Origin of the sequence: Amycolatopsis sulphurea, from assembly GCF_002564045.1 — a bacterium.
GTDB classification, from domain to species: Bacteria; Actinomycetota; Actinomycetes; order Mycobacteriales; family Pseudonocardiaceae; genus Amycolatopsis; species Amycolatopsis sulphurea.
The window spans coordinates 582687-607227 of the sequence record NZ_PDJK01000001.1; the positions used below are offsets into that span (position 1 = coordinate 582687).

Sequence of the window (24541 nt, forward strand, 5' to 3'; positions counted from 1 at the left end):
GATGCCGGATCTGGTGGCGCTGCGCCGGAAGCTGCATGCCGACCCCGAAGTCGGCCTGCAGCTGCCGCGCACCCAGGCGGCGATCCTGGAGGCGCTTTCCGGCCTGCCGCTGGATCTCACGCTCGGGCAGAAGTGCTCCTCGGTGACGGCCGTGCTGCGGGGCGCGCGGCCCGGCCCGGTTGTGCTGCTGCGCGGCGACATGGACGCGCTGCCGATCCGTGAGGAGACCGAAGTCGAGTTTGCGGCGACCGGTGAGGCGATGCATGCCTGCGGGCACGACCTGCATGCCACGGCGCTCGTCGGTGCCGCGCACGCGTTGGCCCCGCAGCAGTCCGAGCTGGCCGGTTCGGTCGTGTTCATGTTCCAGCCCGGCGAAGAGGGCCACGGCGGCGCCCGCCTCATGCTCGACGAGGGATTGCTCGACGCCGCAGGCGAACGGCCGTCCGCCGCGTACACGCTGCACGTGCTCGCAGATCGCCCGCGCGGGATGGCCTACTGCCGTCCGGGGCCGATCATGGCGGCGTACTCCATCCTCGACGCCACCCTGATCGGCCGCGGCGGACATGGCGGCCGTCCACATGAGACACTCGACCCCGTGCCCGCGCTGGCGGAGACGGTCACCGCGCTTTACGCCTACGTCGCACGCCGCTTCGATGCCTTCGACCCGGTGGTTCTGTCCGTGGGCGAGCTGCACGCCGGGACCGCGCCGAACGTCGTCCCCGGCAGCGGGACATTGCGTGCCGGGATCCGCACGTTCTCCGAAGCCGCCACCGCGCGGATCGCCGAAGAACTCCCTTCGGTCGTCGCGTCCGTCGCCGCCGCGCACGGGCTCACCGCCGAAGCCGCCGTCCGCCCGGTGATGGCGCCGACGGTCAACGATCCGGACGCGGCCGCCGTTTTCGCCGCCACTGCCACCGGTCTGTTCGGCCCCGGCCGCTATACGGACCTGGTCCATCCACGCACCGGTTCCGAGGACTTTTCCGAAGTCCTGCGCGAGATCCCCGGTGCCTACGGCTACCTGGGCGCCGGCCCCGCCGACCGCCCGGCCACCGCCGGCAACCACTCGCCCCGTGCCTGGTTCGACGACTCGATCCTGCCCGGCGCGGCCGCGTTGCTGGCCGGGCTCGCGCGCCACCACCTGCTTTCCCCTCCCGCGGCCGGGCCCGTTCCGGCACGGGAGTCGAACCTCCCCACAGGAAGGTCCAGCTGATGTCCGCCACCCTCACCGACCCGGTCCCCGCCGAGCCGGCACCCGTCCAGTCCCTCACCCGAGGCGCCGATCACCTTGTCGACGCGCTCGTGCGCAGCGGGATCACGACCGTGTTCGGGGTTCCCGGGGACACCGGCGTCATCCTCTACGACGCGTTCTTCCACCGCACCAAGGACATCGAGCACGTCCTGGCCCGCGACGAGCGCCACGCCGCGTACATGGCCGACGCGTGCGCGCGCGTCACCGGCAAGGTCGGCGTCGTCGAGGTCTCCAGCGGCGGCGGCTCGACCTACGTGGTCGGCGGACTCGGCGACGCCTTTGCTTCGGGGATCCCGGTTCTGGTCATCAGCTCCGACATCCACACCGGCAGCCGCGGCAGCGGCGCGCTCACCGAGATCGACCAGCGTGCCCTGTTCTCTGCCGTCACCAAGGCCCAGATCGTGGTCGAGCACGCGGCCGACGTCCCCTCGGCCGTCGAGAACGCGCTCCGCACCGCGACTTCCGGACGACCCGCACCGGTCGCGCTGATCGTCCCGGAGAACGTTCTCGACGAGCACGCGACGGTGCCGCCCCGCCCGGTCCCGATCACCGTGCCCGCGAAGCGCGAGACCGCCGACCCGGCTGCGGTCGCCCTCGCGGCGAAGATGCTCGGTGAGGCCCGGTGCCCGGCGATCGTGGTCGGCGGCGGCGTGCACTTGTCTTCGGCGTATGAAGAACTGCACGCGCTGGCGGAACGAATCGGCGCCGGGGTCGCGACGACCATCCACGGCGTCGGAGCGGTCGCCACCGACGACCCGTGGCGGCTCGGCGTTATCGGCAACAACTCCGGTCAGCCCGGCGTGAACTCGTACGTCGCCGATGCGGACGTCGTGCTCCTGGTCGGCACTCGCGCCAACGCCACCGATACCAACAGCTGGACGGCGCCGGCGAAGTACGGGCCGGCGGTCGTGCAGATCGACATCGAAAGGTCCCGTGCCGGCCGGAATTTCCCGGGTTCGCTGCCGCTGGTCGGCGACGCCCGGACGGTACTGATGCAGCTGATCGAGGCGGCCGTCGAGATTCCCGGCGGAATCCGGGCGGACCGCGTGAAGGCGGTCGCGTCGGCGCGCGCCGACGCGACCCCCGACACCGCCTCGCCCGAGCACGCGCCCGGCGTGCTGTATCCGCGCGCCGTCGTCGAGGCGATCCGGGACCGGCTCGGCCAGGAGACGATCCTGGTCGCCGACCCCGGCACCCCGACCCCGAACGCCGCGGTGTTCTGGAGCCAGGAGTCCGCCGGGCGGCAGGTGGTGATCCCGCGCGGACACGGCCCGATGGGCTACGCCATCCCGGCCGCGATCGGGGTCGCGAAGAGCCGTCCCGGCACGCCGGTCGTGTCGCTGACCGCCGACGGCAGCTTCGCCATGTCGTGCGGGGAACTGGAGACCGCCGCACGGTTCCGGCTGCCGGTGCTGTTCGTGCAGCTGACCAACCACAGCATGGGCTGGATCAAGATGCTCCAGCACCTCTACACCGGTGGCCGCTACTTCGGCGTCGACCCCGGCCCGACCGATGCGGTGGCGGTGGCGGTGGCCAGCGGCGTCGAAGGTGCCACGGTCCGGTCCTTTCCGGAGCTGACCAAGATGATCGAGTCGTTCGCCGCCGGCCCGCGCCCGTGTTATCTCGACGTCGAGGTCCCGCACATGATCGAATTCGCCCCGCCCGTGCCCGCCTGGGACGCGGGGCTTGCCGGTCACGGCGAGCGACCGGTCTACTGAGCGGATGATGCCGATGGGAGACATGCCGAAGCCCGGCAGCCGCGCCCGGTTGTCCGAGGAGGTGTACCGCAGGCTGCGAGGCGACATCGTGGACGGGATCATCCCGGCCGGGTCACCCTTGGTGGAGGACGAGATCGCCGAGCGGCTCGGGGTGTCCCGCACCCCCGTGCGCGAGAGCATCCAGCGGCTGGCGGCCGACGGGCTCGCCGAGTCCCGCCGCCGCCGCTGGGTGGTCCGGTCCTACAGCGCGGAGGAGGTCGTGGAGATCTACGGCGTCCGGGCCGCCCTGGAATCCCACGCCGCCCGGCTCGCCGCGCTGAACGCCACCGGCGAGCAGCGCGCGGCGATCGAGGCCCGCCGCGCGCAGATGACCGTGGAGGACGTCGCGGTGCTCGGCGAACGCGCCAAGGCCAACGACGAGTTCCACGACCTGATCAGCAGTGCGTCCGGCAACGGGCGGCTGTTGCACACCCTGCGCGAGCAGCGGCTGTTCCACTTCAACAGCCGCGTCGCGTCGGTCTACACGGCCGACGACCTGCGCCGGTCCTCGCAGCAGCACGGCCAGCTGATCGAGGCCGTCGTGCACCGCCGCCCCGGCGACGCGGCCGACGTCGCGCGTGAGCACGTCGAGTTTTCGCTGAAACTGGTCCTGCGCAAGCTTTATTGACTTTGCCGAGGCACTGCACTGATCGAACGGGCCGGCGGCCGGCTCGGCGTCCTGAGCTGATGAGCCTGTGAAGGGGCCCTTCACGGACTCTGCGTCCAGGGTTCCGGCAAAGTTGGTCGGGGGCCCGGCAGCGGGCGTTGCGGAGGTGTGGTGCGACCACCTCGTGGCGTGCGCCGGACCCGTTTCGGGTCTGTGAAGGGGCCCTTCACAGACTCAGAGTCCGTGAAGGGCCCCTTCACGGACCTTCACGGACCTCCGCACCGACTTTGCCGACACCCTGGACTCAGAGTCCGTGAAGGTTCCCTTCACCGCCACCGCCACCGCCACCGCCACCGCCGCGCGGATCAGCGGTCCGGCACGATCTTCAACCGGGTGACCGGCGGCTCGTAGTTCTCCGCGTCCTCCGGCGGCAGGGACTGCTTCGCCATCATCGTCAGGGTGCCGATGAGATGGTCCTGCACCGCCTCGCCGGCGGCTTCCGCGTTGCCCGCGATGACGGCGTCGTAGATCTTCTCGTGCACGGCCAGGATGTCGCCGAGTGTGCGGGTCTTCGTGGTGGACAGGCCGAGGGCGTGCATCTGGCCGCGGGTGTTGGCCACGACGGTGACCACCCGGTCGTTGCCTCCGGCGCGCACGATCGTCTCGTGGAAGGCCAGGTCGTGCTTCTGGAAGAGCAGTTCGTCGCCCGCCTCGGTCGCCTTGCGCATGCCGGCGAACGTCTTCTTGAACTCCGCGCGGTCGCGGTCGCTCATCCGGGTCGCGGCGCGGTAGGCCGACGGTGCCTCCAGCAGCAGCCGCAGCGAGTAGATCTCCTCGATGTCCTTGATCGACAGTTCGAGGATGCGCACGCCGCGGCTGCGCTCGAACTTGACCATGCCGTTGGCCGCGAACTGCAGGAGCGCCTCGCGGACCGGTGTGCGGGACACGCCCAGCTTGTTCGCGATGTCCGCGACCGAGTGCAACGAGCCGGGCGCGAGTTCGCCGGACCGGATCGCGGCCCGGATCTGTTCGAAGACCCGCTCGGTCAGGGAGGCGGTGTCGCTGGAGAGTGGCTTCACGCGTGCGGCTCTTTTCCTGGGCTGGTGAGGGAGCAGATTACAAGAACGACAGATCGGCGCCTTCGCTGGCGGGCAGCACGGTTTCGGCGTACAGGCGCCGCCAGCCCCGCTTCGGCAGGGGCGCGGGCGTGAAGGTGGCCAGCCGCCGCGCCAGCTCCTCCTCGTCGACGAGCAGGTCGATGCGCCGCGCGGGGACGTCCAGCCGGATGAGATCGCCGTTGCGGACGGCGGCGAGCGGACCGCCGGCCGCGGCTTCGGGATCGCAGTGCAGCACGACGGTGCCGTACGAGGTGCCGCTCATCCGCCCGTCGGACACCCGGACCATGTCCCGCACGCCTTGGCGCGCCAGCTTCGCCGGGATCGGCAGCGCGCCCGCCTCCGGCATCCCGGCGGCGATCGGCCCGGCCATCCGCAGGACGAGCACGTGGTCCGGGGTGAGGTCGAGGTCCGGGTCGTCGAGGATCGCGGCGATGTCCTGATCGGCGTCCACCACGAACGCGGGACCGGTGTGCTGCACCAGTTCCGGGCTCGCGGCCGAGGCCTTGATCACCGCGCCGGCCGGGGCGAGCGAGCCGGTGAGCACGGCGAGCGCGCCGGGCGCGCCGAGCGGGTCGTCCATGGTCCGGACCACCGGGCGGGTGCCGGCGTGCGGCCGGACGTCCGCGATCAGCTCGGCGAGCGGTGTCCCGGTGACGCCGGTGGTCGACGTGTCCAGGTGCCGTTCCAGTTCCTTGAGCAGCATCGGAAGCCCGCCGGCGCGGTGGAAGTCCTCCATGTAATGGGCGCCCGAAGGTTTGCAGTCGACCAGCAGGGGGACCTTCGCGCCGATCGTGTCGAAGTCGCCGAGCGCCAGGCCGACACCCGCGCGCCGGGCCACGGCGGTCAGGTGGACGAGCGCGTTGGTGGAACCACCGAGCGCGGCGAGGACCTTGATCGCGTTCTCGAACGCCTCGCGGGTGAGGATCTCGCGCGGTTTCGGCGTGCCCGCGCGGGCGAGTTCCACGGCGTGGCGCCCGGTCGCGACACCGTGCCGCAGCCGGGCGCCCGTCGACGCGCCGGGGGTGGCCCCGCCGGGCAGCATCATGCCCAGGGTCTCGGTCAGGCAGGCCATCGTCGACGCGGTGCCCATCACCGCGCAGGTGCCCGCGGTGGTCACCAGCTCGCCGCGGGCCTCGGTGATCTCGGCGGTGTCCAGCTCCCCGCCCCGGTGGTTGCCCCACAGGCGGCGGCAGTCGGTGCACGCGCCGAGCCGCTCGCCCCGCCAGCTGCCGGTCATCATCGGCCCCACCACTTCCAGCAGCACCGGCTTGTCCGACGACGCGGCGGCCATCAGCTGGGCGGGCACGGTCTTGTCGCAGCCGCCCAGCAGGACCGCGGCGTCCATCGGGAGCGCCCGGATCATCTCCTCGGTGTCCATCGCCATCAGATTCCGGAACAGCATGGTGGTGGGGGAGGTGAGGATCTCGCCGAGCGAGAGGGTCGGGAACTCCATCGGCAGCCCGCCCGCTTCGAGCACGCCCCGCCGTACGGCCTGCAGCAGCGCCGGCATGTCGCGGTGGCAGGTGTTGTAGTCCGAAGTGGTCACCGCGATGCCGACCACGGGCCGGTCGAGGTCGACGTCGTCGAAGCCGCGGGAGGCGAGGAACGCCCGGCGCAGATACCGGCTGAATCCCTCGTCGCCGTAGGAGGTCCGGCTCGCGTCGACCGCGGACTTGGACTCGTGCTCAGACATATGTGCCCCTCACGTGCGGGTGGATCGGTGCGGGTAGGTCAACGGGAGAGCGGCATCGCGAGCGGGCGCATCGGCGCCCCGGTCGCACCGCGGATCTTCAGTCCGGCGCCGATGAAGGCGAACTCGTACAGCGATTCCGCCGCGAGCTGCTCGCAGTCGACGAGTTCCATGATCGGCACCCCGGCCTCGCCGAGGAGATAGGTGTGGACCACCTGCCAGTTGTCCGGATCACGGGCGGGCATCTGTTCGAGCGCGGAGTTGTCACCCGCGATCACCGCGGCGCCCGCCTCGGCCAGGAACCGCGCCCCGGACAGGTTCAGCCCGGGACTGTTGTCGATATACCGCACCGGGTCCGGCCACTGCGTCATCCGGCCGGTCCGGACCAGCGCGATGTCTCCGGGCGAGAAGGTGGTGCCCTGCTCCCTCAAGGCGTCCCGGAGGTCCTCGGCGCCGACGCCGTAGTTGTCCGGCAGCATGTCCACACCGTGCAGACCGGCCACGTCGAACAGCACGCCGCGGCCGATGATGGGCGGGATTTTGTCGGCGCCGCACCGGGTCCAGTGCCGGGAGCTCAGATGCTGGGCCGCGGAGAACCCGTTCCAGATCTCCCCGTGGTAGCCGAAGTGGTTGAGCGTGTCGATGTGCGTTCCGGTGTGCGTGTACATCGACACGGCGTCGCCCGAGTAGGACACCAGCCGGTTCTGCGCGTCGCCCGCGCCGGTCAGGTCATCGAGGATGGTCCCGTCCGGGGTGTGGGTCATCCATTGCTGGAAGGCCGGGTCGCCGGCCTTGACCCACGACGGCATGCCCATGAACAGGTCGACGGAGAGGTCGATCGCGGCGCCCCCGTCGGCCCGGCGGACGACCTCGCGCGCCCTGTCCGCCGACAGCAGGTTGAGCATGCCGATCTCGTCGTCCGCCCCGAACGGGCTCCGGCTCACTTTCCGGAATTCGGCGGCGTACGCGGCGATCTTGTGCCGGGTGGCCTCGGTGATCAGTTCAGGTCCGCACACGACTCGGGTCCTCCTCGGTGATCGCCGTATACTGCGACGGTTTGCGTTGGGAGAAGATCCGCAGCTCGTATTCGCCCGGTACGAACACGAGATCCTTGGTCCGGGCCTGGGACAGAGCCACGTCGGTGCCGAAGACCCCCGCGTCCGCCCCGGCGTCGACCAGCACCTCGCCCGAGGGCGCCACGATCTGGCTGTGCCCCAGGTATTCCGCGCCGTTCTCGTGGCCGGTCCGGTCGGACACCGCGAGGTAGACGAGATTCTCCAGCGCCCGCACGCGGGTCACGTGCTCGGCGAGGAAGGTCGCCTTCAGCGGCCACGCGGTGGGCATGGCGATGACGTCCGCGCCTTCGAGCGCGAGCACCCGCGCCGATTCGGGGAAGCGGAGGTCGAAGCAGATCATCACGCCAACCTTCCCGAACGGCGTCTCGACGACCCGTGGGGTGTCGCCGCGGCCGGGGGAGACGAACCGGTCGGCACCCATATACGGCAAGTGCTGCTTGCGATACGTGCCGAGCACGCCTTCCGGCCCGAGCGTCGCCGCGCAGTTGTAGAGGTCGTCGCCGTCGGATTCGAGGAACCCGACCACGGCGTGCACCGACGCCGCGCGGCAGGCCTGCACCAGCCGGTCGATCCGGGGATCGCCCAGCCGGATCGCGGCCTGGGCCACGGCCGCCCGCGAGTCGTAGAGGTACCCGCTCAGCGCGCATTCCGGGAAGACGACCAGATCCGCGTTCCCCGCCTGCCCGATCGCCTCGATCACGGCGGCGAGGTCGGCATCGGGGGCCGGCCCCGCCGGGGGGAGCTGAGCGACCGCGATTCGCGCGGTTCCGTGTGTCCGGTTCACGTCCCGTTGCACCGCCCTTCCTGCTGAAACGATAGTGGCACGTTGCATGCAACATATCAATAGACCTCTTGACATGCTACATATCGCATGCGAGTCTCATGGGCATTCGGGATCCCATCGCCGCAGGTCAGTGGCGACACAACGACGTAGGGACATGCGATGCGGAACGCGGTCATGGTCACCGGCGCGGCCGGCGGGATCGGCGCGGCGATCGCCCGGTCGGTCGCCGCGACCGGCCGGCCCGTCCTGCTGGCCGACCGGAACTCCGGCGGTGCCGAGCGGGTCGCGGCCGAGGTGCGCGCGGCCGGCGGCGAGGCGCTCGCTCAGGCCGTCGACGTGACGGACGAATCCTCGGTCGAGGCCGCGGTCGCCGCTGCCACCGCGGCCTGGGGCCGGATCGGCGGGCTCGTCACCTGCGCGGCCACGATGGCCGCCGCGCCACTGACCGAGACCACCCAGGCGGACTGGACCCGGGTCCTGGACGTGAACGCCACCGGCACTTTCCTGGCCTGCAAGCACGCGGTGCGCGCGATGGTCGGGCAAGGCTCGGGCGGGGCGATCGTCAACGTCTCGTCCATCTCGGGCCGGGTGGGGCTGGCGAACCAGGCGGCGTACTGCGCGTCGAAAGGCGCGGTACGCCAGCTGAGCCGGCAGATGCGGTCGACTACGCGCGGCACGACGTGCGCTGCAACGTGGTGAGCCCGGGCTCGGTACGCACCGAGCAGCTGCAGACTTACCTTGCCGCGCAAGCGGATCCGGCCGCCGCGGAACGCGCGCTGGTCGCCGCCCATCCGGTGCGGCGGGTGGCCGACGCCGCCGAGATCGCCTCGGTGGTCACGTTCCTGCTCAGTCCGGAGGCGAGCTACGTCACCGGTGCCGACCTGGCCGTCGACGGCGGCTATACCGCCCAGTGAATCCCTTACGGCGCAACAGAAAGGACTCGGCGATGTCGGTCGATCTCCGGGAGCCCCGGCAGCGGGTGGCGCAGCGCCCGAGGCTGCCGCGCGGACCGTTCGTCCCGGTGTGGGTGATGACCGCGGCGCTGTTCGCGATCAGCCCGCTGCTCGCGCCCGGGAGCCTGTCGGGCTCCGCGCTCAGCTCGATGCTGCCGTTCGCCGCGATCCTCGGGATCGCCGCGCTGGGCCAGGCGTTCGTGATCACCCAGGGCGGCATCGATCTGTCCGTGCCGGGGGCGATGGCGCTGGCCGCGCTGTTCGCCACCAAGGTGCCCGCGCTGACCGGGCTGCCGCTGGCGGTCTCGGCGGTGCTCGGGCTGCTCGCCGGCGCCGCCGCCGGACTGGTGGTCGGCGTGCTCGTGGTGCGCCTGCGGATCGCCGCGTTCGTGGTGACCCTCGCGATGAACGCGATCCTCATCGGGTTCGTCCTGCAGATCTCGAACGGGTTCCCGGCCTCGGCGAACCCGGCCGTGAGCGCCTTCGCGACCGGATCGGTGGCCGGGGTGCCGAACCTGCTGATCATCGCCGTGCTGCTGGTGGCGCTCACCCAATGGCTGCGCCGGCGCACGGTCGCGGGCCGGCGGTTCGTGAGCGTCGGGGCGAATCCGGCGGCCGCCCGGCTGCTGGGGATTCGCGCCGAGGGCTACCAGGTCGCCGGGTACGGCATGGCCGGGCTGCTGTACGCGGTGGCCGGGCTGCTGCTCGCGGCGTATCTGCGCACCCCGGACATCCTGCTCGGCAACACCTACCAGCTTTCGTCCATCGCCGCGGTCGTGCTCGGGGGGAGCCTGCTGACCGGCGGCGTGAGCAGCGCGGTCGCGGCCGGTGTCGCGGCGATTTTCCTGACGCAGCTCAACCAGGTCGTGCTCGCCGCCGGTGCGCCGACCTCGATCCAGCTGCTCGTCCAAGCGGCCGTGCTCGCACTGGCCGTCGTGGCGCGCCGGGTGCCCTTCGGTGCGCTCGCCCGGCGCCTGCGCCCGTCCCGTCCCAGGGGCCCGGGTCTGTGAAGGGGCCCTTCACAGACTCAGAGTCCGTGAAGGGGCCCTTCACAGACCTTCACGGACCTCCGTGGTCGGCGCAAGGCCCTCACGCCGACTTTGCCGACACCCTGCGTCCCGTCCTGTCCAGTAACCCCCTCTGCAGTAACCCCTCCGGAAAATGGGAGTCACCATGGTCACCAACCGACGCCGTGTGCTGGCCGCTGGTTCTTTGATCGCCGTCGCGCTCGTCGGCGCAGGCTGCGCGAGCCCGAAAGGGGGAGGAGGTTCCGCCTCGAACGTCAACTCGGTCTACACCGACAAGGGACGGATCGGGGAGGCCTCGCAGCTCAAGCCGATCACCGAGTTCTGCGGCACCACCCCGCTGAAGGTCGCGCTGGCCGACGGCACCGGGGACAACGCCTGGCGCAAGACCGCGCGGGCCGAGTTCGAGGACGAGGCCGCGAAGTGCCCGAACCTCACCGTGATGCCGTACTCCGACGCGCAGAACAACCCCCAGAAGGCGATCAGCGACCTCAAGGCACTCGTCGCGCAGGGCGCGAACGCGATCGTCGTGTTCCCGGACGCGGGGCAGGCGCTGCTGCCGACGCTGAAGGAGGCCTATCAGGCCGGTGTCGCGGTCGTGCCGTGGACCGCGAACCCGGGCGGCATGCCCGGCACCGACTACACCACCTTCGTCGGCCACAACACGATCAACGACGGCCACACCTGGGCGCGCTGGACGTGCCAGCACCTGGGCGACGCGGGCGGCAACGTGCTGTTCCTCGGCGGCACGCCGGGCAACACCCAGAGCACCACGGAGATCAAGGGCGTCGAGGACGAGTTCGCGAGCAACCCCGCGTGCAGCAAGGCGAAGCTGCTCAACGAGCCCGGCAAGCCGATCGACACCGACTGGAACCCGGCGCAGACCCAGCGCGTGGTCTCGGGCCTGCTGACCAAGTACCCGAAGGTCGACGCGATCATCTCCGACTCCGGCGACGGGTCGGTCGGCGGCCTGCGGGCGTTCACCGCGGCCGGCCGCAAGCTGCCGCTGTGGACGGCCAATGACAACAACGGGTTCGCCTGCCAGTGGCAGCAGATTCACGGCCAGCAGGCGGACTTCAACGTCGTGACGGTGTCGAGCCGGACCTGGCTGGTGCGCCTCGCGCTGCGCAAGGCCGTCGCCTCGAAGGAGAACATCGCGGACAACGAGCCCGACATCGTGAACATCCCGGTCTACGAGGACAGCTTCGACCAGGCCAAGCAGCCCAAGTGCGAGGCTTCGCTGCCCGCCAGCGCGATTCTGTCCGCGCAGCTGCCGCCCGCGAAGTTCAAGACCATCTACAACTAAGAGGACGCCATGCCTGAATCGAACGCCAGCCTGGTACTGCGCGGGGTCACGAAACGCTTTCCCGGCGTCCTCGCGCTGGACGGTGTGGACTTCGAGGCCGCCGCGGGCGAGATCCACGCCCTCGTCGGGGGCAACGGCGCCGGGAAGTCGACCCTGATGGCGGTCGCCTCGGGGGCGCTCAAGCCGGACAGCGGCGCGGTCGAGATCGCGGGCCGCCCGCTGACCGGGCTGTCCCCGGTGGCCGCCCGGGAACACGGTCTCGCGATCGCGTTCCAGCATCCGGCGCTGCTACCCGACCTGACGGTGACCGAGAACCTGATGCTCTCGGTGCCGGTCGCCAAGCGCCCGCGGTTCGGCGACGCGGCGCGCTGGGCGGAGGAGAAGCTGCGGGCGATGGGTATGCCGATCGACCCGGCGGTGCCGGTCCGGGAGCTGACCCTCGCCCAGAAACAGGCGGTCGAGATCTGCGGCGCGCTCGCCTGCGACCCGGACGTGGTGATCTTCGACGAGCCGACCGAGCCGTTCATGGCCGCGGAGACGGACCGGCTGTTCGAGCACATCCGCGTACTGGCCGCGCGGGGCGTCGCCGTCGTCTACATCAGCCACCGGCTGCCCGACGTGTTCGCCCTCGCCGACCGGATCACGGTGCTGCGGGACGGGCAGGTCCGCGGGACCTTCGCGCGGTCCGACGTGACCGAGCAGGAGATCGTCACGCGGGTCGCCGGGCGTGAGGTCACCGCGCTGTTCCCGGCCAGGGCCGCCGATCCCGGCGAGCCCGTGCTGAGCGTGCAGGACCTCACCTCCGAGCGGCTCGGCGGGGTGAGCGTTTCCTTGGCCCGCCGGGAGATCCTCGGGCTCGCCGGCGTCGAGGGGAACGGTCAGCGCGAGTTCATCCGCGCCCTGGGCGGCGCCGCGCCGGGCCGAGGCCGGGTGAGCATCGAGGGCAGGCCCGCCGACCTGTCGAGCCCGCGCCGGGCCCGCGCGGCCGGGGTCGTGCTGATGCCGCAGGAACGGCATGTGGAAGGGGTCGCGACCGTCCATTCCGTACGGGAGAACCTCACCGTCGCGGCGACCGGCGCGACCTCCCGGGCCGGGGTCATCGCGGCGGGCCGTGAGGACCAGCTCGTGCGGCGCGAGGTCTCGGGGCTCGGCATCAAGCTCGCGTCCCCGGAGGTCGCGGTCGAGACCCTGTCCGGCGGCAATCAGCAGAAGGTCGTGCTCGGCCGGGCGCTGCTGTCGGAGCCCAAGGTGCTGCTGTGCGACGAACCCACCCAGGGTATCGACGTCGGCGTCCGGTCCGACATCTACCACCGGCTGCGCGAGACGGCCGAAGGCGGCGTGCCGGTGGTGGTGCTCAGTTCCGACAACGTGGAGCTGGCCGGCCTGTGCGACCGCGTGCTGGTCTTCTCGAAAGGGCAGGTGGTCGCGGAGCTGGCCGGCGACGAGATCACCGACGACGCGATCACCACGGCGTCGTTGACCGGATCGGTGGCCACGCAGGAGGAACAGGCCACCGGCCCGCACCGCGGCCGTCGCCGGTTCCTCTCCGGTGAGCAGGGTCCGAGCCTGGTCCTGCTCGCCGCGATCCTGGTGCTGCTCGCCGTGGGCGCGGGGCAGAACGGCCGGTTCCTGTCCGCGTTCAACATTTCGAGCATGCTGGAGCTGGCCGGTCCGCTGCTGTTCCTCTCCGCCGGGCAGCTGATCGTGATGCTCACCGGCGGGATCGATCTGTCCGTGGGGCCGTTGTGCGGCGCGCTCGTGGTGGTGGGCTCCTTCTATATCGGGGACGACTTCGCGGCGGCCTGGTGGATCGTCGGCATCGCGCTGATGGTGCTGGTCGCGGTCGGTGTCGGCCTGCTCAACGGCGGGCTGGTGAAGTTCGCGCGGGTCACGCCGGTGGTCGCGACACTGGTGACCTTCATGGGCCTGCAAGGCCTGTCGCTGTTCATGCGCGACGTTCCCGGTGGGCCGATCGCCGAGCCGGTCACTTCGTTGCTGAAGGCGAAAATCGGTCCGGTGCCGTGGCCGGTGCTCGCCGGGGTGGTGCTCCTGGTACTGCTCGAACTCGGCTCGCGCCGCAGTGTCACCGGCTTGTTCCTGCGCGGCACGGGTTCGGACGACAAGGCCGCGCACAAGCGCGGGATCCCGGTCTCGCGCGTCTACGTGCTGGCCTATGTGGCCAGTGCCGTGTGCACGCTGCTCGGGGCGTTCCTGCTGGCCGCGCAGACCGGGATCGGCGACCCCACCGCAGGCACCTCCTACACGCTCACGAGCATCACGGCGGTGGTGCTGGGCGGAGCGTCGATCTTCGGTGGGCGGGGGAGCTTCGTCGGCGTTCTGTTCGGTGTGTTGCTGCTCCAGGTGACCCAGACGACTGCGTCGTTCGCCGGGCTCTCGCAAGCCTGGCAGTACTGGCTGCCGGGAATCATGGCGCTGGCGGCGACCGGGCTGTTCGCTCAGGTGCAGCGCCGCCGCAGGCGGGCGTGAAGCCCCGCTGAAGTGCACGACGCGCGCCGGACCGGTCGGTCCGGCGCGCGTCGCTGTGTGATGTGCGTCATGACCCGGCTACCGGGACCGTCGTCGTGTGGTCCGAAGGTTCCGGTAGCAAGCGGTGATTTTCGGACTGCTGGGGGAGAACTGCCACGCGCGACTGCCGGTACGAACCCGGCTACCGTCAGGCGCCGGCGTACGCCCATTCGGCCGCAGCATCGCGTAGCCGTCCGGTATCGGCGCGTCGGCGTCGGCGTGCGGCCTGGGGGTCCTTGCCGAGATCAACCGGGTGTTCAGGGCGGGTGACCAGGCTCTTCGAGCAGCGCGGCCCGCGCCGGGCACGATCCACTGTGGACAGAGGGCGTGAGCACTCCACAGTGGATCGGAGAAGTCGGTGGGAAGATGACTACCGAGGGTAGCTGTTCGTCGGAGATGAATCGCCCGGCCCGCCGGCCGGTCCGGCTCCGCGGCAACTGCGCGGGATGTGCTGGCCGGGTTGGAAAAATACGGTGGAAGTCGGCTGTAACAACCAGTGCCGGGCCCCCGATATCTTGCCGTGTGTTAACCCCTTCGGGGTGCAGGGCGAATTGCTGAGTGTGGGTGTCGGTAATTACTCTGCGTGTCCGCTGGTGGGTCGTTCTCGACGTACTCGAGGAGCGCGGGAGGCCAGATGGAGCAACCAGTCAGACCTTATGCCGAGGGCGGTGAGCCGAAGGTGCCGTCGATCGGCCCGGACGGCCTGCCGGCCGCAGTTCGCGGCGTGGCGGGCAGGTCACGCCCTGTCGATGTTGCGGCTACAGGAAAGCCGCACATCGTCGACTTCGCGTCGACGGGCAAGCCGTACCCCGTCGACCTCGCGAAAACGGGGAAGTCGCGCCCTGTCGACCTCGCGAAGGCGGGAATGCCGCATTCCGTCGATCTCGCGAAGGCGGGGAAGTCGCGCCCTGCCGACCTTGCGACAGCAGGAAAGCCGCACCTCATCGACCTCGCGACGCTGACCCGGGGCACCGGCGCGGCGGCGCCCGAAGCCGGCCCGGCCGCGGACGACGGCGTGCTGACCTCCGACGGCGCCCCCTCGGCCGGTGTGCCGGATCCGGTCGCCACCGAGGCACCCCCGGCGCCGCCGAAGTCGCACCCGGCTTCGTGGGAGAAGCGTTATCAGGCAACGGTCGTCGGGTCCGACCTCGCCACGTCCGGCGTCGTGATCGGGATCAGCGCCTTCGTGATCGACCGGGTCGCGCCACAGGACATGCACGCGGTCGGCACGGCGCTCGCGGTGATTTGCGCGCTCGCGGTGTGCCGCGCGTGGAGTGGCCGGATGCTCGGCGAAGGGCCGGAGGAGTACCGGACGCTCGGCCGCGGCCTGATCGTCGCGGCGGTCCTCGTCGCGCTCGGCGGGCTGCTCTTCGGCGCGCTCGAAGTGCAGCCGTGGGTCTTCATCGTGGTGCCCGCGCTGGCGCTCGTACTGTTCCCGCAACGGTATCTGCTGCGCCGCATGCTGCACCGGAGGCGTCGCCGCGGCGACTGCCTGCTGCCCGTGCTGGCCGCCGGCAGCAACGCGACGCTGTCGGACCTGATCACCTGCACCCGCCGCGAATCCCACGTCGGCTGGCGCGTCGAGGCGGTCTGCACGCCCGACGGCCACGGCCCGGACGGGAAACGCGACGAGGTCGACGGCGTGCCGGTGGTCGGCACACTCGAAGAACTCTCCCGCCACGCCCGCCGTGGCGGGTACCGGGTCGTGGCCATCACCGCGGACCAGTACTGGAATCCGCGGCGTCTGCAGCAGCTCGCCTGGGATCTCGAAGGCACGTCGGCGGAGATGGTCGTCGCGCCGATGCTGATGGAGGTGGCCGGGCCGCGGCTGAACGTCAGCGGGGTGCTGGGCATGCCGCTGCTGCGGGTCACCGCCCCGGCGTTCACCGGCGGGCGGCGGCTGGTCAAGGAGGTCGTCGACCGGCTGGGGGCGGCGCTGCTGCTCCTGCTGTTCTCCCCGCTGCTGCTGATGATCGCGCTCGCGGTGAAACTCGGCGACGGCGGCCCGGTGCTCTATCGCCAGGGTCGCGTGGGCAAGGACGGCGCGAGCTTCACCATGCTGAAGTTCCGCACCATGGTCCCGAATGCGCACCTGATCCGGAACACGATGGACGCCGACAACGAGGGTGCCGGGCCGCTGTTCAAGATGAAGCGCGATCCGCGGGTGACCCGCGTCGGCGGCCTGCTGCGCCGGTACTCGCTCGACGAGCTGCCGCAACTGGCCAACGTGGTCTCCGGCAGGATGTCCCTGGTCGGCCCCCGGCCGCCGTTGCCGGAGGAGACCGCGCGGTACGCGCCGCACGTACGCCGCAGGCTGCTGGTGAAGCCGGGCCTGACCGGGCTGTGGCAGGTCAGCGGCCGCAGCGATCTGACCTGGGCGGAGAGCGTCCGGCTGGATCTGCGGTACGTCGAGGACTGGTCGCTGGCGCTGGACGTGGCCATTCTCTGGAAGACTGTGCGGGCGGTGCTCGCGGGCCAGGGTGCCTACTGATCCGCGTGGGGTGGGTCACAGTAGACGGGCACCGGAGCGGAAATAGTCAAGCGCTCAACTAGGTTGGGAGGTGGTACAGACTTCAGCACGGGAAGGACCACCGAGTCTCATGACCACAACCGCCCAGTCCGTCGCGGAACTCCCGCTCCCCGCCGAGGTCCAGGACCTCCTGTTCCGCGAGGCGCGCACCGCCAACAGCTTCAGCACCGAGCCGGTGACCGACGAGCAGGTCCGCGCCATCTACGACCTGGTCAAATGGGCGCCGACCTCGATGAACACCCAGCCGCTGCGCGCGCTGGTGATCCGCTCGGACGAGGGCCGGCAGCGGCTGCTGCCGCACCTGATGGAGGGCAACCGGGCCAAGACCGCCACCGCCCCGGTCACCGTGATCCTGGCCGCCGACGTCGACTTCCACGAGAACATCCCGCAGACCTTCCCGCACAACCCGGGCGTCAAGGACCTGTTCACCGAGGAGGCGCGCCGCGTCGAGTTCTCCCGGCTGAACTCGCTGCTGCAGGTCGGCTACTTCATCATCGGCGTCCGCGCGGCCGGCCTGGCCGCCGGCCCGATGACCGGCTTCGACGCGGCCGGCGTGGACCGGGAGTTCTTCGGCGGCAACAACTGGCGTTCCCTGGTCGTGGTCAACGTCGGCAAGCCCGGCGAGGACCCGTGGTTCGACCGGCTGCCGCGGCTCGACTTCGAGCAGGTCGTCGAGACCGTCTGAGCCGTCGCCGGAGGAAGGCCGCCGCTGCCACCGCGCGGGGCGGCTTTCCGTGCGGCGGCGGTGCTGTGAAGGGCCCCTTCACAGCTTTCCCGTGCCCGCCCCGCGAAGTCGCGCCGCGCGAGGCGGGCCCGCGCGAGGCGTGCCGTGCCGACCGTGCCGCGCCGACCGTGCCGCGCCGACCGTGCCGCGAAGTCGCGCCGCGCGGCCGCGCCGCGCGAGGCAGCCACCGTTCGTGCACCATCCGGCCGCGGCTAGCATCACCGGGAGCCATCCCCGTCACTTCGCCGTAGAGGAGCACGACCGTGTCCCATCCGCCGTCAGCCGCCGCCGTATCCGCCCCGCGCGTGGTGGTGCCGGCGGGCACTACGGCGGGCGCCGCGGTGCGCGAGGCCGGGCTGCCCACCAAGGGCCCGGACACGATCGTCGTCGTGCGCGACGCCGAGGGGCAGCTGCGCGACCTCGCATGGACCCCGGACGCCGAAGCCGAGGTCGAGGCGGTCGCCGCGCACACCGAGGACGGCCGCAGCGTGATCCGGCACTCGGCCGCGCACGTGCTCGCCCAGGCGGTGCAGCAGCAGTTCCCGGACGCCAAGCTCGGCATCGGCCCGCCGGTGCGCGACGGCTTCTACTACGACTTCGCCGTGGACCAGCCGTTCACCCCCGAAGACCTGCAGGCGCTGGAGAAGCGCATGAAGCAGATCGTCAAGGGCGCGCAGCAGTTCTCCCGCCGGGTCTTCGCCTCCACCGACGAGGCGAGGAAAGAACTCGCCGACGAGCCGTTCAAGCTGGAACTCGTCGACCTGAAGTCCGCCCAGGACACAGTGGACACTTCGGAGATCATGGAGGTCGGCGGCGGCGAGCTGACCATCTACGACAACCTCGACCCGCGCACCAAGGAGCGCGTGTGGAGCGACCTGTGCCGCGGCCCGCACGTGCCCACCACGAAGTTCATCCCGGCGTTCAAGCTGACCCGGGTGGCCGCCGCGTACTGGCGGGGCAGCGAGAAGAACCCGCAGCTGCAGCGGATCTACGGCACCGCGTGGGAATCGGCCGAGGCGCAGGAGGAGTACCTGGAGCGCGTGGCCGAGGCCGAGCGCCGCGACCACCGCCGCCTCGGCGCCGAGCTGGACCTGTTCTCCTTCCCCGAGGAGATCGGCTCCGGCCTGCCGGTGTTCCACCCCAAGGGCGGCGTCATCCGCCGCGAGCTGGAGAACTACTCGCGCCGCCGGCACGAGGACGCGGGCTACGAGTTCGTGAACACCCCGCACATCAGCAAGGAGCAGCTGTTCCTCACCTCGGGACACCTGCCCTACTACGCGGACACGATGTTCCCGCCGGTGCAGTTCGACGAGGAGAACTACTACCTCAAGGCGATGAACTGCCCGATGCACCACCTGATCTTCCGCTCGCGCGGACGGTCCTACCGGGAACTCCCGCTGCGGTTGTTCGAATTCGGCACGGTCTACCGCTACGAGAAGTCGGGCGTGGTGCACGGGCTGACCCGGGTGCGCGGGCTGACCATGGACGACTCGCACATCTACTGCACCCCGGAGCAGATGCCCGGTGAGCTGCGTTCCCTGCTGAAGTTCGTCCTGGACCTGCTGGCCGACTACGGGCTCTCGGACTTCTACCTGGAGCTGTCCACCCGCGGGGACTCGGACAAGTTCATCGGCTCGGACGAGGAATGGGCCGAGGCCACCGAGACGCTGCGGCAGGCGGCCGTCGACTCCGGTCTCGAACTGGTTCCGGACCCGGGTGGCGCGGCCTACTACGGGCCGAAGATCTCCGTGCAGGCGAAGGACGCCATCGGCCGGTCCTGGCAGATGTCCACCATCCAGCTGGACTTCAACCACCCCAAGCGGTTCGAGCTGGCCTACACCGCGGCGGACGGGTCCCGGCGGCAGCCGGTGGTGATCCACCGCGCGCTGTTCGGGTCGATCGAGCGGTTCTTCGGCGTGCTGACCGAGCACTACGCGGGCGCGTTCCCGGCGTGGCTCGCGCCGGTGCAGGTGGTCGGCATCCCGATCACCGCCGACCAGGTCGAGTACCTGCGCGAGGTGGAGAAGGCGTTGCGCGCCAAGGGGATCCGCGCCGAGGTCGACGCGAGCGACGACCGGATGCAGAAGAAGATCCGCACCCACACGACGCAGAAGGTGCCGTTCCTGCTGCTGGCCGGCGGCAAGGACGCGGACGCCGGCGCGGTGTCCTTCCGGTTCCGCGACGGCGGCCAGATCAACGGCGTGTCCGTGGCCGCGGCGGTCGAGGCCATCGCCGAATGGGTCGCACGGCGGGAGAACTCGTCACCGAACGCCGAAGCCGTGGAGAAGATCCTGCGGTGAAGGCCGAGCAGGGCGGTCCCGAGTTCGTGGGGCAGGACGGGGCAGGGGTCCCGGACGCGTTGCAGCGGCTGTGGACCCCGCACCGGATGGCCTACATCAAGGGCCAGGACAAGCCGGAAGGCGACGAGCCGCCCGGCTGCCCGTTCTGCCGCCTGCCTTCGCTCGGCGACGAGCAGGCGCTGATCGTGGCGCGCGGCGAGACGGTGTACGCGGTGCTGAACCTGTACCCGTACAACCCCGGCCACTTGATGGTGGTGCCCTACCGGCATGTGGCGGACTACCCGGAGCTGACCCCGGCCGAGACCCGGGAGCTGGCCGAGCTGACCCAGCACGCGATGCTCGTCGTGCGTGCGGTGTCGGCCGCGCACGGGTTCAACATCGGCATGAACCAGGGCGTGATCGCCGGCGCGGGCATCGCCGCGCACCTGCATCAGCACCTGGTGCCGCGCTGGGGCGGGGACGCGAACTTCATGCCGGTGATCGGCCACACGAAGGTGCTTCCGCAGCTGCTGGGGGAGACGCGGCGGCTGCTCGCGGACGCCTGGGAGGTGCCGCCCGGCACCGGGGCAGGGTCCCGGCAAAGGTGGTCGAGTGCCCGTGATCAGCCGGGAGAGTAGTGGCTGCTGCGTCATCATCGGCGGTGCCTGCCATCTTCGTCGGTTGCGTCCGGTAGCGGGCGAGGCGGAGGTGTTCGAGGTGCGCGACCACCTCGTGGTGTGCGCCGGACCTGTCTCGGGTCCGTGAAGGGCCCTTTCACGGACTCAGAGTCTGTGAAAGGCCCCTTCACGGACCTTCACAGACCTCCGCCGTCTGCGCAGGGCCTCTCACACCGACATTGCCGACACCCTGCGGCACCGGGGAATGAGGGGCCGGCTCGCGTATCATCACGGTATGTCCGGACCTCGCTGGCTCACCGATCACGAACAGCGGGTGTGGCGTGCCTACGCGGGCGCCTCGGCGATCCTGCAGACGCATCTCGAAGGGCAGCTGCAGCGTGATTCGGGCATGCCGCACACGTACTACGAGGTTCTGGTCGCGCTGTCGGAGGCCCCGGGCCGCCGGCTGCGGATGAGCGAGCTGGCCGCGGTGCGCGGCTCCTCGCGCAGCCGTCTTTCGCACGCGGTGGCCCGGCTGGAGGCCAAGAGCTGGGTCACCCGGGAGTCCTGCCCGACCGACAAGCGCGGCGCCTGGGCGGTGCTCACCGACGCCGGGCTGGCCGCGCTCGAAGCGGCCGCGCCGGGGCACGTGGCGGCGGTGCGCGAGACCCTGTTCGACCCGCTCACCCCGGAGCAGGTGCGGCAGCTGGGCGAGATCTCCGAGGCGATCCTGGCCGCGCTGCGGCCGCGCTGCGACGCCGCGCGGGCGGCCGAGGAAGCGGCCGAATGCGAGGCCGGGGTCCTCGAACTGCCGAAATCCGGTTGATCTCCCGGCGGGTCACGGGCGGGCTCCGCCGCGGCCGCGGACGGGGTCGATAGGCTTTCCCCGCCCACCCGCCCCCGAACCAGGTGCCAGACGAGGAAGATGCTCAACATTTTCGCCCGCGCCTCGGTCTCCCGCGTGACGGACCCGATCGGCCGCGCACTGGTCCGAGCCGGGCTGACGCCGAACGTGATGACGGTGCTCGGCACCGTGGGCGCGATGGCCTGCGCGCTCGTGTTCTTCCCGCGGGGCATGCTGCTGTGGGGCACGTTCACCGTGTGGGGCTTCGCGATGCTGGACCTGCTCGACGGGGCGATGGCGCGGGCCCGCGGCTACGGCACCCCGTTCGGCGCGGTCCTCGACGCGACCTGCGACCGGCTGGTCGACGGCGCGTTGTTCGCGGCCATCGCCTGGTGGTGCTTCGCCGTCGACCACAACGACCGGGCTGCGGCCGCCGCGCTCATCTGCCTCGTGCTGGCGCAGGTCATCTCCTACGTGAAGGCGCGGGCCGAGGCCTCCGGGCTGGCCGCGGACGGCGGGCTGGTGGAACGGGCCGAGCGGCTGATCATCGCGCTGGTCGGCACCGGGCTGCATGGGTTCGGCGTGCCCTACACCGTGGAGATCTCGCTGTGGCTGCTGGCCGTGCTCTCGGTGATCACGCTGCTGCAGCGGGCGGCCGCGGTGGCGAGCGCCGCCCGGGAGGCCACGGCCGAGCAGCCCGATCTCCCGGCCGGTGGGGCGCAGCCGTGAGCAGGTGGTCGCAGAAACTCGGTGAACTGGGCTACGCGGCGGGCTGGTGGCTCGTCCGGCGGCTGCCGCCGCGGTTCGGCTCGGCGTCGTTCGCGCTCGGCGCGGACATGGCCACCCGGCGCGGCGGGGGCGGGGTGCGGCAGTTGCGGGCCAACCTGGCCCGGGTGGTGCCGCAGGCCGGGGAGACGGAAATGGACGAGCTGGTCCGCCGCGCGATGCGGTCCTACGCGCGCTACTGGTACGAAACCTTCCGGATGCCCGGGATGGACCGGGAACAGGTGCTGCGCCGGGTCGACCTGACCGGCGCGGAGAACATCGACGCGGCACTGGCCGAGGGCAACGGCGTGGTGCTCGCGCTGCCACACAGCGGCAACTGGGACGTCGCCGGGATCTGGCTGTGCGACCGGCACGGCGGGTTCACCACGGTGGTCGAGCGGCTGGAGCCGGAATCGCTGTTCCGCCGGTTCGCCGACTACCGGGAATCGCTCGGGTTCGAGATCGTGCCGCACACGGGGGACAGCTCGGCGATGCGGCTGCTGCTCAAGCGGCTGCGCGAGAACAAGGTGGTATGCCTGGTGGGGGACCGGGATCTGACCGCGTCCGGGATCGCGGTGCGGTTCTTCGGTGAACAGGCCCGGCTGCCGGCCGGTCCGGCCCGGCTGGCCGCGACCACCGGGGCCGCGCTGCTGCCGGTCGGTTCCTGGTACTCCGAGGACGGCTGGCAGATCCGGGTGCATCCGCGGATCCGGGTCACCGCGCGGGCCGAGGTGCCCGCCGCCACCCAGGCATTGGCCGACGCGTTCGCCGGCGACATCGCCGCGCACCCGGCGGACTGGCACATGCTGCAGCCGTTCTGGCCGGACGAGGCCGAGGGTCCCGATCTCGAAGAAGCGAGCTGAGCCGGTGGCCCGGGGGTGGAACATCGGGATCGTGTGCCCGTACTCCTTCGACGTGCCCGGCGGGGTGCAGGGGCATGTGCTCGACCTGGCCCGCGCGCTGCGGGAGCGGGGGCATCAGGTGTCCGTGCTCGCCCCGGCCGACGAGGACGCCGAGCTGCCGGATTTCGTGCATCCCGCGGGAAAAGCGCTCGGCATCCCGTACAACGGCTCGGTCGCCCGCCTGCAGTTCGGCCCGGTGTCCTACGCCCGGGTGCGGCGCTGGATCCGGGACCACGGCTTCGACGTGCTGCACCTGCACGAACCGGCCGCGCCGAGCCTGTCGCTGCTCGCGCTGAAGGTGGCCGACGGCCCGATCGTGGCCACCTTCCACACCGCCACCACGCGCTCGCGCACGCTCGCCGCGTTCCAGCCGGTGCTGCGGCCGCTGCTGGAGAAGATCACCGCGCGGATCGCGGTGTCGGTGCTGGCCCGGCGGGTGCAGGTGGAGCACGCGGGCGAGGACGCGGTGGAGATCCCCAACGGCGTGGACGTCGAGTTCTTCTCCCGGGCCGTGCCGTTGGAGGGATACCCACGGGCCGGCGGCACGGTCGGGTTCGTCGGCCGGTTCGCCGAGCCACGCAAGGGGATGGACGTGCTGCTGGACGCGGCGCGGCAGGTATTGCCGGAGTTCGAGGATCTGCGGCTGCTGGTGGTCGGGCGGGGCGATGCCGACCAGCTGCGCCGGATGGCCGGGCCGCGGCTGTGGCCGCACGTCGAGCTGCTCGGCCAGGTCGACGACGCGACGAAGGCCCGTGCGCTGCGCAGCGTGGACGTCTACTGCGCGCCCAACACCGGGGGCGAGAGCTTCGGCATGATCCTCACCGAGGCGATGGCCGCGGGCACGCCGGTGCTGGCCAGTGGTCTCGATTCGTTCCGCCGTGTGCTCGACGACGGCACGGCCGGGATGCTCACCGCCACCGGTGACGCCGGCGCGCTCGCCGACGGGCTACGGGAGCTGCTGGGCGATCCGGCCCGCCGGGCTTCGCTGGCCGCCGCGGCGGGCGAGCGGGTGACCGGATACGACTGGTCCACAGTGGTCACCCAGGTGCTGCGGGTGTACGAAACAGCGATCGCCGCCGACCCGCGCCGGGTCGTCGCGGGGGAACGGGAGAGCATGCGGTGAGCTGGCTGATGTGGCTGCTGCTCGCGCTCACCGTGGTGGTCGTGCTCGGCGGGTTGTTCCTGGTCGCCACGGCGAACCGCCTGAACCGGCTGCACGTGCGCATGGACGCGGGCTGGGCGGCGCTCGACGCGGCGCTGGCCCGCCGTGCCGTGGTCGCCCGCGCGGCCTCGGCGGTCCTCTGCGTGGACGGCCTCCGCGCCGCCGCCGAACGCGCCGAAGCCGCTTCGCGCGCGGACCGGGAGGCCGAGGAGAACGAGCTGACCCTGCTGCTGGCCCGGATCGACCGGGGCCGGCTGCCGACCGCGCTGGCCGAGGAACTGACCGACGCCGAGCACCGCGTGGTGATCGCGCGCCGCGTGCACAACGACGCCGTGCGCGACACCCTCAGGCTGCGCCGCCGCCGGAAGGTGCGGTACTTCAAACTCGCCGGGACCGCGCCGCTGCCCGAGTACTTCGAATTCGCCGAGCCCGAATTGCCTTGAGTTCCCAGCGCGCCTTCCCCTGGCGGCCCCGTCGAGCCCACGCCTGCAGGGCTGTGAAGGGACCCTTCACAGACGCTGAGGCCAGGGTGTCGGCAAAGTCGGTGTGGAGGTCCGTGAAGGGGCCCTTCACGGACCCGAAACCGGTCCGGCGCACGCCACGAGGTGGTCGCACACAACCCTCCGC

The 24541-nt window shown here is 71.3% G+C and carries 19 protein-coding genes and 1 pseudogene; 16 read left to right on the forward strand and 4 right to left on the reverse strand.

All coding sequences use genetic code 11. The features are described 5' to 3' along the window. The first annotated feature begins 1 nt into the window (after position 1). From ATK36_RS02730 to ATK36_RS02740, 3 genes are read left to right on the forward strand one after another with little or no spacing between them, the layout of a single operon-like run. Positions 2–1210, forward strand: coding sequence for a M20 metallopeptidase family protein (locus ATK36_RS02730; RefSeq protein ID WP_098509671.1), 1209 nt, complete (start codon positions 2–4; stop codon positions 1208–1210). After that, positions 1210–2967 (forward strand): thiamine pyrophosphate-binding protein, encoded by a 1758-nt coding sequence (locus ATK36_RS02735; RefSeq protein ID WP_098509672.1) that lies wholly within the window; start codon positions 1210–1212, stop codon positions 2965–2967. The genes ATK36_RS02730 and ATK36_RS02735 overlap by 1 nt, the downstream gene beginning before the upstream one ends. A 4-nt stretch (positions 2968–2971) precedes the next feature. Beyond that, positions 2972–3634: a GntR family transcriptional regulator gene (locus ATK36_RS02740; RefSeq protein ID WP_098509673.1), complete on the forward strand. Its 663-nt coding sequence runs from the start codon at positions 2972–2974 to the stop codon at positions 3632–3634. A gap of 344 nt (positions 3635–3978) precedes the next feature. Here ATK36_RS02740 and ATK36_RS02745 read toward each other — a convergent pair whose 3' ends face one another. From ATK36_RS02745 to ATK36_RS02760, 4 genes are read right to left on the reverse strand one after another with little or no spacing between them, the layout of a single operon-like run. Further along, positions 3979–4692: a GntR family transcriptional regulator gene (locus ATK36_RS02745; protein WP_098509674.1), complete on the reverse strand. Its 714-nt coding sequence runs from the start codon at positions 4690–4692 to the stop codon at positions 3979–3981. 37 nt (positions 4693–4729) lie between these two features. After that, positions 4730–6424 carry a dihydroxy-acid dehydratase gene (locus ATK36_RS02750; RefSeq protein ID WP_098509675.1) on the reverse strand — a complete coding sequence of 565 codons (1695 nt, stop codon included), beginning with the start codon at positions 6422–6424 and terminating at the stop codon, positions 4730–4732. 38 nt (positions 6425–6462) lie between these two features. Next, a complete protein-coding gene (locus ATK36_RS02755) occupies positions 6463–7437 on the reverse strand; it encodes a cyclase family protein (RefSeq protein ID WP_098509676.1) in 975 nt (324 codons plus the stop codon). Further along, the gene (locus tag ATK36_RS02760) at positions 7424–8293 is read right to left on the reverse strand and encodes a carbon-nitrogen hydrolase family protein (protein ID WP_245914233.1); all 870 of its coding nucleotides are present in this window, start codon (positions 8291–8293) and stop codon (positions 7424–7426) included. The genes ATK36_RS02755 and ATK36_RS02760 overlap by 14 nt, the downstream gene beginning before the upstream one ends. Positions 8294–8455: 162 nt before the next feature. Between ATK36_RS02760 and ATK36_RS02765 the strand changes: the two are divergent. From ATK36_RS02765 to ATK36_RS02825, 13 genes and pseudogenes are all read left to right on the forward strand, one after another. Beyond that, positions 8456–9195 (forward strand): annotated as a pseudogene (locus ATK36_RS02765) (SDR family NAD(P)-dependent oxidoreductase). A gap of 32 nt (positions 9196–9227) precedes the next feature. Beyond that, complete coding sequence (locus ATK36_RS02770) at positions 9228–10244, forward strand: ABC transporter permease (protein WP_098509677.1); 1017 nt, start codon at positions 9228–9230, stop codon at positions 10242–10244. A 163-nt stretch (positions 10245–10407) separates the two neighbouring features. Beyond that, positions 10408–11565 (forward strand): substrate-binding domain-containing protein, encoded by a 1158-nt coding sequence (locus tag ATK36_RS02775; protein WP_170069561.1) that lies wholly within the window; start codon positions 10408–10410, stop codon positions 11563–11565. Between the two features lie 9 nt (positions 11566–11574). After that, positions 11575–14052, forward strand: coding sequence for an ATP-binding cassette domain-containing protein (locus ATK36_RS02780; RefSeq protein ID WP_098509679.1), 2478 nt, complete (start codon positions 11575–11577; stop codon positions 14050–14052). 673 nt (positions 14053–14725) lie between these two features. Further along, positions 14726–16582, forward strand: a complete 1857-nt coding sequence (locus ATK36_RS02785; protein ID WP_245914234.1) for a sugar transferase — start codon at positions 14726–14728, stop codon at positions 16580–16582. 109 nt (positions 16583–16691) lie between these two features. Then, a complete protein-coding gene (locus ATK36_RS02790) occupies positions 16692–17306 on the forward strand; it encodes a malonic semialdehyde reductase (protein ID WP_098509680.1) in 615 nt (204 codons plus the stop codon). Between the two features lie 302 nt (positions 17307–17608). Further along, positions 17609–19645: a threonine--tRNA ligase gene (thrS, locus tag ATK36_RS02795; protein WP_098509681.1), complete on the forward strand. Its 2037-nt coding sequence runs from the start codon at positions 17609–17611 to the stop codon at positions 19643–19645. Beyond that, positions 19642–20262, forward strand: coding sequence for an HIT family protein (locus tag ATK36_RS02800; RefSeq protein ID WP_245914235.1), 621 nt, complete (start codon positions 19642–19644; stop codon positions 20260–20262). The genes thrS and ATK36_RS02800 overlap by 4 nt, the downstream gene beginning before the upstream one ends. A 274-nt stretch (positions 20263–20536) precedes the next feature. Then, positions 20537–21067, forward strand: a complete 531-nt coding sequence (locus ATK36_RS02805; RefSeq protein WP_098509683.1) for a MarR family winged helix-turn-helix transcriptional regulator — start codon at positions 20537–20539, stop codon at positions 21065–21067. A gap of 99 nt (positions 21068–21166) precedes the next feature. Beyond that, a complete protein-coding gene (pgsA, locus tag ATK36_RS02810; protein ID WP_098509684.1) occupies positions 21167–21814 on the forward strand; it encodes a phosphatidylinositol phosphate synthase in 648 nt (215 codons plus the stop codon). Then, positions 21811–22713, forward strand: a complete 903-nt coding sequence (locus ATK36_RS02815) for a phosphatidylinositol mannoside acyltransferase (RefSeq protein WP_098509685.1) — start codon at positions 21811–21813, stop codon at positions 22711–22713. The genes pgsA and ATK36_RS02815 overlap by 4 nt, the downstream gene beginning before the upstream one ends. A 4-nt stretch (positions 22714–22717) precedes the next feature. Continuing rightward, positions 22718–23875, forward strand: a complete 1158-nt coding sequence (locus tag ATK36_RS02820) for a glycosyltransferase family 4 protein (protein WP_245914236.1) — start codon at positions 22718–22720, stop codon at positions 23873–23875. Next, the gene (locus ATK36_RS02825) at positions 23872–24357 is read left to right on the forward strand and encodes an NUDIX hydrolase (protein ID WP_098509686.1); all 486 of its coding nucleotides are present in this window, start codon (positions 23872–23874) and stop codon (positions 24355–24357) included. The genes ATK36_RS02820 and ATK36_RS02825 overlap by 4 nt, the downstream gene beginning before the upstream one ends. The last annotated feature ends 184 nt before the right edge of the window (positions 24358–24541 follow it).